15 protein-coding genes are annotated in these 13,074 nt (G+C 69.7%); 5 read left to right on the top strand and 10 right to left on the bottom strand.

Annotated elements, in window-relative coordinates:
* Window positions 1-67 precede the first annotated feature (67 nt).
* From ODR01_RS02285 to hslU, 3 genes are all read left to right on the top strand, one after another.
* Window positions 68-1,402, top strand: a complete 1,335-nt coding sequence (locus ODR01_RS02285; protein WP_316975968.1) for a S1C family serine protease — start codon at window positions 68-70, stop codon at window positions 1,400-1,402.
* A gap of 107 nt (window positions 1,403-1,509) precedes the next feature.
* Window positions 1,510-2,058 carry an ATP-dependent protease subunit HslV gene (hslV, locus tag ODR01_RS02290; protein ID WP_394356805.1) on the top strand — a complete coding sequence of 183 codons (549 nt, stop codon included), beginning with the start codon at window positions 1,510-1,512 and terminating at the stop codon, window positions 2,056-2,058.
* Complete coding sequence (gene hslU / locus ODR01_RS02295; protein WP_316975969.1) at window positions 2,055-3,377, top strand: ATP-dependent protease ATPase subunit HslU; 1,323 nt, start codon at window positions 2,055-2,057, stop codon at window positions 3,375-3,377. Before hslV ends, hslU begins: the two co-directional genes overlap by 4 nt.
* Window positions 3,378-3,767: 390 nt before the next feature.
* Here the strand turns inward: hslU and ODR01_RS02300 are convergent, their stop codons facing one another.
* The 7 genes from ODR01_RS02300 to ODR01_RS02330 are packed head-to-tail and all read right to left on the bottom strand — an operon-like array spanning window position 3,768 to window position 9,544.
* Entirely contained in the window at window positions 3,768-4,148 is a 381-nt protein-coding gene (locus ODR01_RS02300; RefSeq protein WP_316975970.1) for a helix-turn-helix domain-containing protein, read from the bottom strand.
* Between the two features lie 16 nt (window positions 4,149-4,164).
* Window positions 4,165-4,776: a Smr/MutS family protein gene (locus tag ODR01_RS02305; protein WP_316975971.1), complete on the bottom strand. Its 612-nt coding sequence runs from the start codon at window positions 4,774-4,776 to the stop codon at window positions 4,165-4,167.
* On the bottom strand, window positions 4,760-5,446 hold the full coding sequence (locus tag ODR01_RS02310) for a LutC/YkgG family protein (RefSeq protein WP_316975972.1): 687 nt from the start codon (window positions 5,444-5,446) through the stop codon (window positions 4,760-4,762). The genes ODR01_RS02305 and ODR01_RS02310 overlap by 17 nt, the downstream gene beginning before the upstream one ends.
* Window positions 5,443-6,897, bottom strand: a complete 1,455-nt coding sequence (locus tag ODR01_RS02315) for a LutB/LldF family L-lactate oxidation iron-sulfur protein (RefSeq protein ID WP_316975973.1) — start codon at window positions 6,895-6,897, stop codon at window positions 5,443-5,445. The genes ODR01_RS02310 and ODR01_RS02315 overlap by 4 nt, the downstream gene beginning before the upstream one ends.
* A gap of 3 nt (window positions 6,898-6,900) precedes the next feature.
* Window positions 6,901-7,674, bottom strand: a complete 774-nt coding sequence (locus ODR01_RS02320) for a (Fe-S)-binding protein (protein WP_316975974.1) — start codon at window positions 7,672-7,674, stop codon at window positions 6,901-6,903.
* 39 nt (window positions 7,675-7,713) lie between these two features.
* Window positions 7,714-8,868, bottom strand: a complete 1,155-nt coding sequence (gene mltA / locus ODR01_RS02325) for a murein transglycosylase A (RefSeq protein ID WP_316975975.1) — start codon at window positions 8,866-8,868, stop codon at window positions 7,714-7,716.
* The gene (locus ODR01_RS02330; RefSeq protein WP_316975976.1) at window positions 8,861-9,544 is read right to left on the bottom strand and encodes a Tim44/TimA family putative adaptor protein; all 684 of its coding nucleotides are present in this window, start codon (window positions 9,542-9,544) and stop codon (window positions 8,861-8,863) included. Before ODR01_RS02330 ends, mltA begins: the two co-directional genes overlap by 8 nt.
* A gap of 163 nt (window positions 9,545-9,707) precedes the next feature.
* On the opposite strand from ODR01_RS02330, the gene ODR01_RS02335 reads away from it, so the two are divergent.
* Window positions 9,708-10,226, top strand: coding sequence for an FxsA family protein (locus tag ODR01_RS02335; RefSeq protein ID WP_316975977.1), 519 nt, complete (start codon window positions 9,708-9,710; stop codon window positions 10,224-10,226).
* An 83-nt stretch (window positions 10,227-10,309) separates the two neighbouring features.
* Complete coding sequence (gene secB, locus ODR01_RS02340; RefSeq protein WP_316975978.1) at window positions 10,310-10,825, top strand: protein-export chaperone SecB; 516 nt, start codon at window positions 10,310-10,312, stop codon at window positions 10,823-10,825.
* Window positions 10,826-10,837: 12 nt separating this feature from the next.
* Here the strand turns inward: secB and dnaQ are convergent, their stop codons facing one another.
* The 3 genes from dnaQ to ODR01_RS02355 are packed head-to-tail and all read right to left on the bottom strand — an operon-like array spanning window position 10,838 to window position 13,036.
* Complete coding sequence (gene dnaQ, locus ODR01_RS02345; protein WP_316975979.1) at window positions 10,838-11,512, bottom strand: DNA polymerase III subunit epsilon; 675 nt, start codon at window positions 11,510-11,512, stop codon at window positions 10,838-10,840.
* Window positions 11,513-11,538: 26 nt separating this feature from the next.
* Window positions 11,539-12,168, bottom strand: a complete 630-nt coding sequence (gene coaE / locus ODR01_RS02350) for a dephospho-CoA kinase (protein WP_316975980.1) — start codon at window positions 12,166-12,168, stop codon at window positions 11,539-11,541.
* A 13-nt stretch (window positions 12,169-12,181) separates the two neighbouring features.
* Window positions 12,182-13,036, bottom strand: coding sequence for a shikimate dehydrogenase (locus tag ODR01_RS02355; protein ID WP_316976209.1), 855 nt, complete (start codon window positions 13,034-13,036; stop codon window positions 12,182-12,184).
* Between the last annotated feature and the right edge of the window lie 38 nt (window positions 13,037-13,074).

A 13,074-nucleotide genomic window follows, 5' to 3' on the forward strand; every position in this document is an offset into this window, starting at 1 on the left:
ACCAAAAACACGTGTATCATCGAGGACCTGTACAATCGTGCGGGCGCAACGGGGAGGAGCGGGGACGATGGCGGGGCGAACGGAGGGGCGTGTCGTCTTTCTGGCGATGGCGGCGGCGTTGCTGGCGGGCTGTAACCACAACATGGTCGCCGTGGAAACGGCGCCCAGGCTGCAGGCGGCGGAAATCGCCAACCGCGAGGAACTGGCGCCGATGCGGTTCAACCGGCTCAGCATCAACCTGCGGCGCGGGACGGTCGTCGGCGGCTACGAGAAGGACCTGATCACCTGCTATCCTTACGGCCCGGACAAGGTGGTCTGGAACAGCGGCCGCGTGCTGCAGCGCGACATCGAGTTCGAGGACCTGTTCTTCGAGGAAATGTCGCTGGCGAACTTCAACGTCGTCGGCGATCCCAAGGACCTGTTCAGCGGGGCCCGGCGCGAGGAGATCAAGCCGGAGTACCTGGTCAGCGCCCAGATCGAGGACATTCGCATGAACGTCTGCGAGGTCATGGGCTACTGGACCGCGAAACCCGACGGGACCTTCCGCGGCGAAGCCTCGGTGCGGGTCCTGTGGCAGGTATTCTCGGTGTTCGACCAGAATGTCGTCTACGAGACCACGACCAAGGGTTCCATCAAGCGCCAGGAAGCGAGAGCGGGCGGCGAAGTCGGTTTGCTGACCGAAGCCTTTTCCGAGGCGGTGGCCAATCTCGCTGCCGACCGCAAACTGGTCGACCTTCTCGGCAAAAGAACGCGCACCGTTGCCGACGTTCGCGCGGTTGCCGACGCCCCGCTGAAAATCCCCTATCAGCCGCCCTTCCAAAGCACCATCACCGACAACATCGACGCCGTCCGCCGGTCCGTCGTCACCCTCGACGGCGGGGCCGGCCATGGGTCGGGCTTCTTCATCTCGCCGACCCTGATCGTGACCAACCATCACGTGGTCGCCGGCCAGACCGTCATGCGGGTCACGCTGGTGACCGGCCGCAAGGTGCTGGGCGAGGTGATGCGCCGCCATCCCGAGCGCGACGTCGCCCTGGTCCAGGTGGAGGCGGCGGGCCATCAGCCGCTGCCGTTGCGCCTGGAGCCGGTCAGGATCACCGAAGAGATCTACGCCGTCGGCTCGCCGCTCGACAAGGCGCTGGCCGGCACCGTCACCAAGGGCATCGTCAGCAAATTCGCCACCAATACCCATGGGCTGGAGGACATCCAAGCCGACGTCGACATCCAGCCGGGCAACAGCGGCGGCGCCCTGCTCGATACCCGCGGCAACGTGGTCGGCATTTCCTACGCCGGCATCGGGGAGACGTCGGTGGGCCTGAATTTCTTCATCCCCATCTACGACGCGCTGGAGCGGCTCAACGTCGGGATCGACAAGACCCGCGGCCTGACCGTCGCCAACTAGGGCCGCGGCCGGCCCGGCTTGACGGAGCGGGCCGGCCGGCCTAGATCATGACCATGAACCCGCTCCGGCGGCGCGCCGCGCCGCTTTCCCCGAACCCCATGGACATGATGGCCTCCGAAAATTCCTCGACCTGGCACGGCACCACCATCCTCGCGGTGCGCAAGGGCGGTAAGGTGGTGATCGCCGGCGACGGCCAGGTCACCCTCGGCCAGACCGTGCTGAAGTCCAACGCCACCAAGGTGCGCCGCCTTTCCGACGGGGCGGTGATCGCCGGCTTCGCCGGGGCCACCGCCGACGCCTTCGCGCTGTTCGAGCGCCTCGAGGGCCGCCTGGAGCAGTACCCCGGCCAGCTGGCCCGGGCCTGCGTCGAGATGGCCAAGGACTGGCGCACCGACCGCTATCTGCGCCGCCTGGAGGCGATGATGGCGGTGGCCGACCGCAAGGTTTCCCTCGTGCTGACCGGCACCGGCGACGTGCTGGAGCCCGAGGACGGGCTGATCGGCATCGGCTCGGGCGGCAACTACGCGCTGGCCGCCGCGCGCGCGCTGATCGACCGCGACGACCTCGACGCCGAGGCGGTGGCGAGGCGCGCCATGAAGATCGCCGCCGGCATCTGCATCTACACCAACGAGAGCGTCACCGTCGAAATCCTATGACCAGCTTCACCCCCCGCGAAATCGTTTCCGAACTCGACCGCTTCATCGTCGGCCAGAAGGACGCCAAGCGCGCCGTCGCCATCGCCCTTCGCAACCGCTGGCGCCGCCAGCAGCTGGACGAAACCCTGCGCGAAGAGGTCATGCCCAAGAACATCCTGATGATCGGGCCCACCGGCGTCGGCAAGACCGAGATCTCGCGCCGCCTGGCCAAGCTGGCCCAGGCGCCGTTCATCAAGGTCGAGGCCACCAAGTTCACCGAGGTGGGCTATGTCGGGCGCGACGTCGAGCAGATCATCCGCGACCTGATCGAGGTCGCCATCGCCATGACCCGCGAGCGCCTGCGCCAGCAGGTGGCGGCCAAGGCCGAGCTGCTGGCCGAGGAACGGGTGCTGGACGCCCTGGTCGGCGACAACGCCAGCAAGGAGACCCGCGAGAAGTTCCGCAAGATGCTGCGCGAGGGCGCGCTGGCCGACAAGGAGATCGAGGTCCAGGTGGCGGAATCCGCCGGCTTCGGCCTGCCGACCATGGACATTCCCGGCATGCCGGGCAGCCAGCTTGGCATGATCAATCTGAACGACATGCTGGGCAAGGCCTTCGGCGGCGGCAAGCGCACCAAGGCCCGGCGGATGACGGTGGCCGAATCCTATACCGTGCTGATGGCCGAGGAGAGCGACAAGCTCTTGGACGAGGACAAGGTGGTCAAGGAGGCCATCGCGACGGCCGAGAATCACGGCATCGTCTTCATCGACGAGATCGACAAGATCACGGCGCGCAGCGGCGAGCAGCGCATGGGGGCCGACGTGTCCAGGGAAGGCGTGCAGCGCGACCTGCTGCCCCTGATCGAGGGCACCACGGTGGCCACCAAGCACGGGGCGGTGAAGACCGACCACATCCTGTTCATCGCCTCGGGCGCCTTCCACATGTCGAAGCCGGCCGACATGCTGCCGGAACTCCAGGGCCGTCTTCCCATCCGCGTTGAGCTGCGCGCCCTAACCCGCGACGACTTCGTCAGAATCCTCACCGAGCCCGAGGCCTCGCTGATCAAGCAGTACGTGGCCCTGTTGGGGGTCGAGGGGATCACGATTTCCTTCGCCGCGGACGCCATCGACGAGATCGCCGACCTGGCGGCCGCCATCAACAGCGGCGTCGAGAACATCGGCGCCCGGCGCCTGCAGACGGTAATGGAGAAGCTGGTCGAGGAAATCAGCTTCGAGGCCTCCGAGCGCAGTGGCGAAACCATCACCATCGACGCCGCCTATGTGCGCGACAAGGTGTCGAATCTCGCCAAGGACGCCGACCTCAGCCGCTTCATCCTGTAGGCGCCGGGCGGTCAAAGATACCTTCGAATCAGAGGGTTGCCGGCCGACTTCAATCTCTTTCGTCACCCCCGCGCACACTCTTGGGCACGGGTATTTCTTTCTCCATCCCGTCATTGCCCGGCTCCGTCCGGGCAATCCAGGCGCCCGCAGGCTGGATGCCCCGGGCTGAACAGCTGGCGCCGGGGCATGACGGATCGCGGGAAACGGCTCGGGGTTTGGCAGATCCTGACAATTCGCCTTAATCTTTAGGGGTATTGCCTTGAATCGCCCGGAGGAATTCGATCGGCGCCTCGAAACCAGCCGCCGTCTCGAATGTTGCAACGCAATCTCGCGTATTGCTTAAAATTTTATGGTTATTGCGTTGAAAAGACTCGGCGATTCATCGCCGTGTCAATACGCCGGCCCCTTGGGCGGCAGGCGGCGGGTGCGGATTTCGGCCAGCACCCAGTCCAGCGTCTCCTCGTCCAGCTCGCCGATGTTTTCGGCCAGCAGGTTGGCCAGCTCGGTGGCCTTGGCGCTGAGCCCCGCGGTGTCGACCACGACGCGCGGGTGCGACAGCCGGGCCAGGCGCTTCAACTCCTCGGCCTCGTCCCAGATCAGGCCGAACAGGGCGCAGATCTGCATGATCAGGCCGGTGCGCGGGCGGCCGCGGTTGCCGTGCTCCAGCGCCGACAGATAGGCCGACGACACGCCGAGGTGGGCGGCCATGTCCTTGAGCGCCATGCCGCGCGCCGCGCGGAGCGCGCGGACCTTTTCGCCGAAGGGCGTCATTTCCCCTCTCCCTCCCCTATTTCCGCCGTTTGAGCAGCAGGTAGAGCGCGCCCTCGCCGCCGTCCCGGGGTTGGGCGTGGCAGAAGGCCAGGATGCGCGCCCGGTTGGGCGCCTCGTTCAGCCAGCGCGGCACGTTGCGGCGCAGCACGCCGGTGCGCCCGTCCTGGCGCAACCCCTTGCCGGTGACCACCAGCACGCAACGCCGGCCGGCCCCCTGGGCGCCGATGACGAAGGAGGCGAGCGCCCGGTGGGCGTCCTCCTCGGTCAGGCCGTGCAGGTCGATACGCGCCTCGATCGGCAACTGGCCGCGCCGCATGCGCTGGGCGGTGCGCTTGTCCAGTCCGGCGACGTCGCCGTGCGCGATCTCGGGCAGGCTCGGCGCCGGCGGCGGCGGAGCCGGCGGTTCGGGCAGCGGCGGCTTGCGCGGCCGGCGGCGCGGCGCCGGCGGCGGCACCGGCGACACCGGCAGCGGCTCGGAGGGAAACTCCTCGTCGAGGTCCGGCAGCAGGCGGCCGGGCAGCGGCGCCACCGTGGCGGCCAGGCGCCGCCACAGCGCGAGGTCTTCGCGGCTCAGCCGGCCGGCCCTGGCGCGGCGCTTGCGCGAGGCGGGTTCAGGCGTCTTGCACATCGACCAGCAGAATATGCAGGCGGCGCGGCCCGTGCACCCCCAAAAGCAGGATCAGTTCGATGTCGGCCGAGCGCGACGGCCCGGTGATCCAGTTGACGGCGCGCGGCATGAAGTCGCCCCTCGCCGCCTCAGCCCGGAAGCGCGACCAGGCGTCCTCGTAGGAGCCGACGATGCGGGCCGTTTCCAGTACCACGATGTGGACGTCGGGCAGGTAGTTGAGCGTGGTCGGGCTCGCCGGACCGGAGGGCAGGACCAACGTGCCGGTTTCGGCGATGCCGGCGACGGCAACGCTGAGGCCGACCGGGGTATCGGCGTCGGCCCTGCCGTATTCGACGGCGACGCCGAGCCGTTCCGGCCAGGAAACGTCCTTCAGCGCCGGGGCCGCCCGGACCCGCCGGGACAGGCCGTGGGCGGTGAGATAGTCGGCGGCGGCGGCCGCAATGCCGGCGCGGCCGGCCACCCGGGCCACGGTGGCGGCGGCGGCCTCGGATTCGGCAATGAAACGAACGAGAAGCTCGGCCGGCGTTCCCTTGCCGCGTTCGGGGACAAGGTTGGCCCTCGGCGCCGCCAGCCGGGCGGCGAAGGCCTGTTCGACCGCCGGGCGGCCGGGCGCGACGGCGCCGCCGGTGGCGCGGCGCACGGCGGCTAGGATGTCGTCGCGGGCGCTCATGGCCGGCCCTCCGTACGACTTCGGGAGGCGGGTTTCCCCCGCCGGCGTTCGGCCCACAGCGATTGGAAGGTGCGGCCCTCGGGCGCCGGCAGGTCGCGCGGCCCGGTCCAGGCGGAGGCCAGCGGCAGCCGCCGGAAGCGCCCGCGGCCGCGCCCGAGGATGGCCAGCAGGCCGACGCCCAGCGCCATGGCCCGCCGATAGAGGGCCGGCCGCCGGGCGAGGAAGGCCCACAGCTTCAGCGCGCCCCTGCCCTTGGCGGCCGGGCCGCCGGAAACGAACTGGCGCTCGCGCAGGTGGCGCATCATCGCCGGCAGCGGGATGCGCATCGGGCAGACCTGTTCGCACTTGCCGCAGAAGGTCGAGGCGTTGGGCAGGTCGTCGGCCTTATGCGCCCCCAGCAGGCTGGGGGTCAGCACGCTGCCCATCGGCCCCGAATAGACCCAGCCGTAGGCGTGGCCGCCGATGCCGGCGTAGACCGGGCAGTGGTTGAGGCAGGCCCCGCAGCGGATGCAGCGCAGCATGTCGCGGAACTCGCCGCCCAGCATGGCGGTGCGCCCGTTGTCCATGAGCACGATGTGGAATTCATCGGGACCGTCGGGGTCGCCCGGCCGCTTCGGCCCGGTGGCGAACGTGGTGTAGGCGGTGATGTCCTGCCCGGTGGCCGAGCGCGCCAGCAGGCGCAGGATGGTGGCGGCATCCTCCAGCGTCGGCACCACCTTTTCCAGGCTGGCCACCGCCACGTGGACCTTGGGCAGGCTCATCACCAGGTCGGCGTTGCCCTCGTTGGTGACGACGACGATGGAGCCGGTCTCGGCCACCAGCATGTTGGCGCCGGTCAGCCCGACGTCGGCGGCCAGGAACTCGCCCCGGAGCACGGTGCGGGCCTCGCGCAGGATGGCCTCGGGCTGGTCCAGCGCCCGGCCGGCCGGCAGCGCGGTATGTTTTTCGCGGAAGGTTTCGGCGATGTCCGGGCCCTTGAGGTGGATGGCCGGCACCAGGATGTGGCTGGGCGATTCGCCGCGCACCTGGATGATGTATTCGCCGAGGTCGGTTTCCACCGGCCGCACGCCATTGGCTTCCAGGAATTCGTTGATGGCGATCTCCTCGCCGATCATCGACTTGCTCTTGGTCACCGTCCTGGCACCGGCGGAGCGGCAGATGGCAAGGATGGTCTCGCGGGCCTCGGCGGCATCGCGGCACCAGTGGATCTTCGTTCCCGCCGCCGCCGCCTTGGCCTCGAAGCGCTCGAGGTAGAAATCGAGGTTGGCCAGCACGTGGTTCTTGATGCTGACGCCCTCGTCGCGCAGGGCGTCGAATTCGGGCAGGCGGTCGATCACCTTCTGGCGCTTTTCGGGGAACGTCTTGGTGAAACTGGCCAGCGATTCCTTGAGCCGGCCGTCGGCGAGCGCCCCCCTGGCGTTGTCGCGAAAGCGCTGGCTGGTGGCGTCCATGGCCTAGGGCTTCCGCCCGGGCTCGCCGATGGCGGGCGCGTCGAGCGATCCGGCCAGCACCTCGGCGACGTGGCGGGCCTGCATGGCAGAGCCCTTGCGCTTGAGCCTGCCGGCGATGTTGAGCAGGCAGCCCAGGTCGCCGGCCAGCACCATGTCGGCGCCGGTGGCCATCAAATCCTCGGCCTTGGTATCGACCATGCGCTCCGAGATCTCGGGGTACTTGACGCAGAAGGTGCCGCCGAAGCCGCAGCAGGTTTCGGCCATGGCCGATTCCTTCACGGTCAACCCGTCGACGGCGGCAAGCAGGCGGCGCGGCTGCGCCTTGACGCCCAGTTCGCGCAGGCCGGAACAGGCGTCGTGGTAGGTGACGGTGGCGGCGAGCCTGGCCGCCACACCCTCGACGTCCAGGACGTCGACCAGGAAGGCCGTGAGCTCGTAGGTGCGTTCGGCAAGCCTGCGGGCCCGCCCCTCCCACGCCGCGTCGCCGGCAAAGAGGCGCGGATAGTGCTCGCGGATCATGCCGGCGCAGGAACCCGAGGGGGCCACCACGTAATCGAAGCCCTCGAAGGCGGCGATCACCTGTTTGGCCAGGGCGATGGCGTCGGCCCGGTCGCCCGAATTGTAGGCCGGCTGGCCGCAGCAGGTCTGTTCGGCAGGCACCTCGACCCGGCAGCCGGCGTCTTCCAGCAGCTTGACGGCGGCGAAACCCACCGACGGCCGCATGAGGTCGACCAGGCAGGTCACGAAGAAACCGACACGGGGGGCGGTGCTGGGCATGGGCCGCACAATGCGGGCAGAGGCGCCGTTTGGCAAGGGTCAGGAGGTCGGCCGGACGCCCTTGCGCGGCAGCAGGACGAAGTAGCGGCCGCGCGCCTTCATGACACCGGCCTGACGGGCGGCCGGATCCCCGAAGCCGAAAAAGAGGTCGGCCCGGATCGGTCCCTTGATGGCGCTGCCGGTGTCCTGGGCGACGAACAGGCGCCGGAGCGGCGTATTGGGGGCCAGCGGCTCGACGGTGTCGACCCACATCGGCGCCCCCAAGGGCACGAAGGCGGGGTCGACCGCCAGGCTGCGCCCCGGCGTCAGCGCCACGCCCTGGGCGCCGATCGGGCCGTCGTCGGAATAGTTGCGGATGGCGAAAAAGATGTAGCGCGGATTCTGCCCCATCATATGGCCGGCCTGGGCGGGGTTGGCGGCGATCCAGGCGCGGATTTCCTGCATGCTCGGCGGGGCGGCCATGAAGCCGTGGTCCATCAGCGCCCGGCCGAGCGAGGCGTAGGGATGTCCGTTGTCCCCGGCATAGCCGAGGCGGACCACCCGGCCGTCGTCCATGACCACCCGGCCCGAGCCCTGCACGTGCAGGAAGAAGACGTCGACCGGGTCGTCGGCCCACAGCAGCTCCAGCCCCTTGCCGGCAAGCGCGCCGCCGGCGATCTCGGCGCGCGTCCGGTACTTGCCGCCGTTGCCGGCCTTGGCAGCCTCGAGATCGGGCGGTGGACCGTAGACGGGGGCCTGATAGCGGCCGCCCCGCTTGCGCGAGCCGCGCAGCTCGGCCTCGTAGTAGCCGGTGAAGAGGCCGGTATCGTCGGCCCCGACGGTGGCGCGATGGGGAACGAACCACTTTTCGATGGCGTAGCGGGCGGTGGCGTCGTTGCCGGCCGGGATTTTGTCGATGGCGGCGCAGGCCGCCCGCCAATCGACCGCCTGGCCGCCGATGCCGCCGTCCCCGCCCATCGGCCTGTCGGCCGGCAGGCTGGCGATGCGCGCGCAGGACCGGCGGATGGCCGGTAGCGCCGCCGCTTGGTGATCTACTTTCCAGCCGGGAAGCTGATCGAAGGAAACCGGCGTCAGGGTAAGGCGGGCCGGGGCGCCGGGCGGCGCCACCGGGGCCGGCGGTGGGCCTCCGGCGCAGCCGGCGACCGTCACGAGAAGGGCGCCCAGAAGCGCCAGACGCAATCCGGTGCTAATCAAGGGTGCCCGTCGCCACCAGGGTCCAGTTGGGATCGCGGGACTTGAGCGCGCGCTCGAAGGTCCAAAAGTCGCTGACCTCGGTGGTGGCCTCGGGATCGCCTTCGATCAGGCGGCCCTCGTGGTCGCGGGTCAGGTTGGTCTGGTCGCTGACGAACTTGACGGTCAGGCGCGCCGTGCGGCCGTCGACGCGGGCCTCGACGATGTCGGAAATCCGAATGGCGGTGACGACGGTTTCAAGCGTTTCGCCCGACTCCTCGCGCTTGGCGATCTCCTCGGCGAAGTTGGCAAAGACATCGCGGCTGAGCAGCGGCTTCAAGGCCTCGGTGTCGCCGGCGGCAAAGGCGCTGATGATCATTTCGAAGGCGGTGCGGGCACCGACCAGGAACTCTTCGATGTCGAAGCCGGGATCGGAGCGACGAAGCCGCGCCAGGCCCGCCTCGATGGGGTCGGTGGGCTCGGTCTCGGCGGCATCCCCGACGGCATCGGGGTTGCCGCGGTCGGGCAGCGCCACTACGTTTTCGTTGTCGGCCTGGCCCCCGGCGGGCGGGGCGAAAGGATCGCGCGGCCGGCCCTTGAAGCCGTCGCGCCGCCCGAGGACGCCGCGCAACCTCAGGACCAGGAAGGCGGCGATCAGGGCGAAAAGGATGATGTCGATGAACTGGAAGCCGTCGCCCATGATTGCCTTCCTGCGTAATCTCCGGCTGGACCGCCGGAGTTCCCTGCGTTAAACACGACCGACCGCTCCAGCCGGGCGACCCCGAGACATAGCCGGCGACTGGCGGCCAACACGAGGGAACGCCTGCTGAACTAGATAATCCGATATTCGCCTAAGGGCAAGCATGGCTCTTGTCATTCTCCTGCTCCTGATCGGGGTGCCGATCGCCGAAATCGCCGTCTTCATCCAGGTCGGCGGTTGGATCGGCTTGGGACCGACCATCGCCGTGGTGGTGCTGACCGCGCTGCTCGGCGCCGCGCTGTTGCGCCAGCAGGGATTCGCCATCTTGATGAGGGTGCGCGAAAGCCTGGCGGCGGGCCGCCTTCCCATGGCCGAGGTATTCGACGGCGTGTGCCTGCTGGTGGCCGGCGCCCTGCTGCTGACCCCCGGTTTCGTCACCGACACCATCGGCTTCCTGCTGTTCGTGCCGCCGGTGCGCGCCGCCGTGCGCCGGTGGCTTGCCGCCTACCTGCTGTCGTCCGGGCGGGTGCACACCGTGTCGGAGGGCCCGCCGCCGCGCCGCGACCCCCCCCGTTCGCCCAGCGGCCCGACGGTCATCGAAGGCGAATACGAGGAAATCGACAGCAGCCGGCCGCCGCCCGACAAGGATGACGCCAACCCCTGGCGCCACGGCGGCCGCTAGGGGCCGTTCGGCCGGCTTTGGCGATTGTCTCGGCCGGAATTCCGTGCTAGCCAGCCCTGCCAACCCATCCATGGAGACCCGCGATGACTTCCAACGGCCCGTCCGACGCCACCCCGACCGACGCCGCCCCGACCGATACCGGTGCCGGCGTTCCGCCCCTGATCGTCAATGGCCAGTACATCAAGGACCTGTCCTTCGAGGTACCGGGAGCGCCCGGCATCTACGGCGAGATGACCACCAAGGAACCGCAGATCTCGGTCAACGTCGAGGTCCAGGCCAAGGCCGCGCAGGAGACGCTTTTCGAGGTGACGCTGCACATCGTCGCCGAATGCAAGGTGGGCGAGGCCGTCGCCTTCGTCTGCGAGCTGGCCTATGCCGGCCTGTTCACCATCGTCGTGCCGCGCGAACATCTGCAGGCCATGCTGCTCATCGAGTGCCCGCGCCTGCTTTTCCCGTTCGCCCGCAACATCATTGCCGACGCCACCCGCGATGGGGCGTTCCCGCCGCTGATGCTCTCGCCGGTCGACTTCGCCGGCATGTACCGCAACAAGATAGCCAGTCTGGAGCAGGCCGCGGCGGGCGCGCCGCAGACGGCCTGAGGGCCTGCCGCCTCAGGACGCCCACAGCGGGTCTTTGAGCTTTTCGAGGAAGCGGGCATGGGCCGCCTCTTCCTCGGGCGTCGGTGCGTGCGGCCTGGGTGGGCGTTGCGGACGCGCCGCCGCCGGCATGCCTGCCGCCGCACTCGCCGCGGCCGCGGTCAAGGCGAGCTTGGTCTGGCGGCCGCCAATCAGTTCCAGGTAGACCTCGGCCAGCAGTCTGGCGTCCTTCAGCGCGCCGTGCAGCGCGCGATCCGAAAGATCGATCTGGAAGCGACGGCACAGCGCGTCGAGGCTGGCCTGGGCGCCCGGATACTTGCGGCGCGCCATGCCGACGGTGTCGACGGCGCGCGCCGCCGGCAGCGCCGGCTTTTCCAGGCGGGCCAGCTCGGCGTTGAGGAATTTGAGGTCGAACTCGGCGTTGTGGATGATCAGCGTGGCGTCGCCGATGAAGTTCAGGAAGTCGGCGGCGATGGCGGCGAACACCGGCTTGTCGGCCAGGAAGTCCGCCGACAGGCCATGCACCGCGAAGGCTTCGGCCGGCATGTCGCGCTCGGGATTGATATAGATCTGCCGGCTGTGGCCGGTCGGCAGGTGGTTGATCAGCTCGACGGCACCGATCTCGACGATACGGTGGCCGGCCGCCGGGTCCAGCCCGGTGGTTTCGGTATCCAGCACGATCTCGCGCATGGGCGCAATCTCCTTCGTCGCCGGCGTCAGGGACAGGCCGCCGCCGGCCACGGCCAGCGGCAGGGGCGCAGGGTTCGCGCCTGGGCGGCGATGCGCATGATGGCGCGCAGCGTTTCGCGCCGCCCCAGGCCCGAGGGTATCAAAAAATCGGCCCGCCGGCGCTTCTCGGCATCGGCCATCTGGCGGGCGCGGATGGCTTCCAGCCTTTGGCGCGTCATGCCGGGACGGGCCAGCACCCGGGCCTCCTGGACGAACGGCGGCGCCATGACCACGGCCACGGCGTCGCAGTTGCCATCCGCTCCCGTTTCGAACAGCAGCGGCACGTCGAGGACCGCCAGTTTGCAACCCCGCCGCGCCTGACGCCTAAGGAAGGCCGCCTGATCGGCCCGCACCGCCGGATGAAGCACGCCCTCGAGCCGTCCGATGGCCGCCGCGTCGTCGAAGACGCGCCGGCCGAGTTCCCGGCGGTCGATGGCGCCCTCGCGAAGCACGCCGGGAAAGGCGGCGGCGACGGCCGCGACCGCCCCGCCCCGCCGTCCCAGCAGCCGATGGACGGCGGCGTCGGCGTCGTGCACCGGGATTCCCAAGCGCCGGAACATGCCGGCGGCCACGGTCTTGCCCATGCCGATCGAACCGGTGAGGCCCAGGATCACCATGGGCCGCCCGTCCTCATCGCCCGGCCGGCGCCAAGCCGGCCAGCACGAATTCGCGCAGCGCCGGGGTGACGTCGGGTTCGACCCCGAACCAGCGGGCGAAGCCCGGCCGGCCCTGGTGCAGCAGCATGCCGAGGCCGTCGACGGTGCGGTTGCCGCGCGCACGAGCCGCCGCCAGCAGCGGCGTTTCGAGCGGCGAATAGACGATGTCGGTGACCACCGCCTCGGGGGCCAGGTGGCGAAGATCGACCTCGAGCGGCGGCTCGCCGGTCATGCCCAGTCCGGTGGTATTGACCAGCAGGCAGGCGCCCTCCATGGCGGCGGCAAGCTTGGACCAGGGCGTCACGGCGAACGGGCCGCCGATGTCGCGAGCCAGGGAATCGGCGCGGCGCACCGTGCGGTTGGCCAGCCGGATCTCGGGCACGCCGGCATCCAGCAGGGCCACGCAAACCGCCCTGGCGGCGCCGCCGGCGCCGATCACCACGGCCGGCCCCTCGGTGGGGCGCCAGTCCGGCAGCCCGTTCTTGAGGTTGGTGATGAACCCGAAGGCATCGGTGTTCTGGCCGTACAGGCTGCCGTCGGGAAGGACGGAGATGGTGTTGGCGGCGCCGATGCGCCGGGCCGTCTCGTCGGCGTCGTCGACGGCGGCCAGCGCCGCCTCCTTGTAGGGGATGGTCACGTTCACCCCGGCGAAGCCCAGCAGCGGCAAGGCGCGAAAGGCGCCGTCGAAGGCGTCGGCAGGCACCGCCAGGGGCACGTAGGCGCCGTTGATGCCGTAGCGGTCGAGCCAGTAGCCGTGCAGGCGCGGCGACAGGGAATGGCCGATCGGCCACCCCATGACGCCGGCAAGCTTGGCCTGACCGTTCGGTATCATCGCTGCATGGTTCCCGCTGCCCCGTCCGCGGCGGC

It is taken from the genome of Shumkonia mesophila, assembly GCF_026163695.1.
Taxonomy (GTDB): domain Bacteria; phylum Pseudomonadota; class Alphaproteobacteria; order Rhodospirillales; family Shumkoniaceae; genus Shumkonia; species Shumkonia mesophila.

Coding starts and splice junctions, on each gene's coding strand:
- ODR01_RS02320 (WP_316975974.1), bottom strand. CDS start 7,674: ATGCCCAGCACCGCCCCCCGTGTCGGTTTCTTCGTGACCTGCCTGGTC.
- ODR01_RS02330 (WP_316975976.1), bottom strand. CDS start 9,544: ATGGGCGACGGCTTCCAGTTCATCGACATCATCCTTTTCGCCCTGATC.
- coaE (WP_316975980.1), bottom strand. CDS start 12,168: ATGGTGATCCTGGGCCTCACCGGTTCGATCGGCATGGGCAAGACCGTG.
- ODR01_RS02310 (WP_316975972.1), bottom strand. CDS start 5,446: ATGAGCGCCCGCGACGACATCCTAGCCGCCGTGCGCCGCGCCACCGGC.
- dnaQ (WP_316975979.1), bottom strand. CDS start 11,512: ATGCGCGAGATCGTGCTGGATACCGAAACCACCGGGCTGGACCCGGCG.
- ODR01_RS02285 (WP_316975968.1), top strand. CDS start 68: ATGGCGGGGCGAACGGAGGGGCGTGTCGTCTTTCTGGCGATGGCGGCG.
- hslV (WP_394356805.1), top strand. CDS start 1,510: ATGGCCTCCGAAAATTCCTCGACCTGGCACGGCACCACCATCCTCGCG.
- ODR01_RS02300 (WP_316975970.1), bottom strand. CDS start 4,148: ATGACGCCCTTCGGCGAAAAGGTCCGCGCGCTCCGCGCGGCGCGCGGC.
- ODR01_RS02305 (WP_316975971.1), bottom strand. CDS start 4,776: ATGTGCAAGACGCCTGAACCCGCCTCGCGCAAGCGCCGCGCCAGGGCC.
- hslU (WP_316975969.1), top strand. CDS start 2,055: ATGACCAGCTTCACCCCCCGCGAAATCGTTTCCGAACTCGACCGCTTC.
- ODR01_RS02315 (WP_316975973.1), bottom strand. CDS start 6,897: ATGGACGCCACCAGCCAGCGCTTTCGCGACAACGCCAGGGGGGCGCTC.
- secB (WP_316975978.1), top strand. CDS start 10,310: ATGACTTCCAACGGCCCGTCCGACGCCACCCCGACCGACGCCGCCCCG.
- ODR01_RS02335 (WP_316975977.1), top strand. CDS start 9,708: ATGGCTCTTGTCATTCTCCTGCTCCTGATCGGGGTGCCGATCGCCGAA.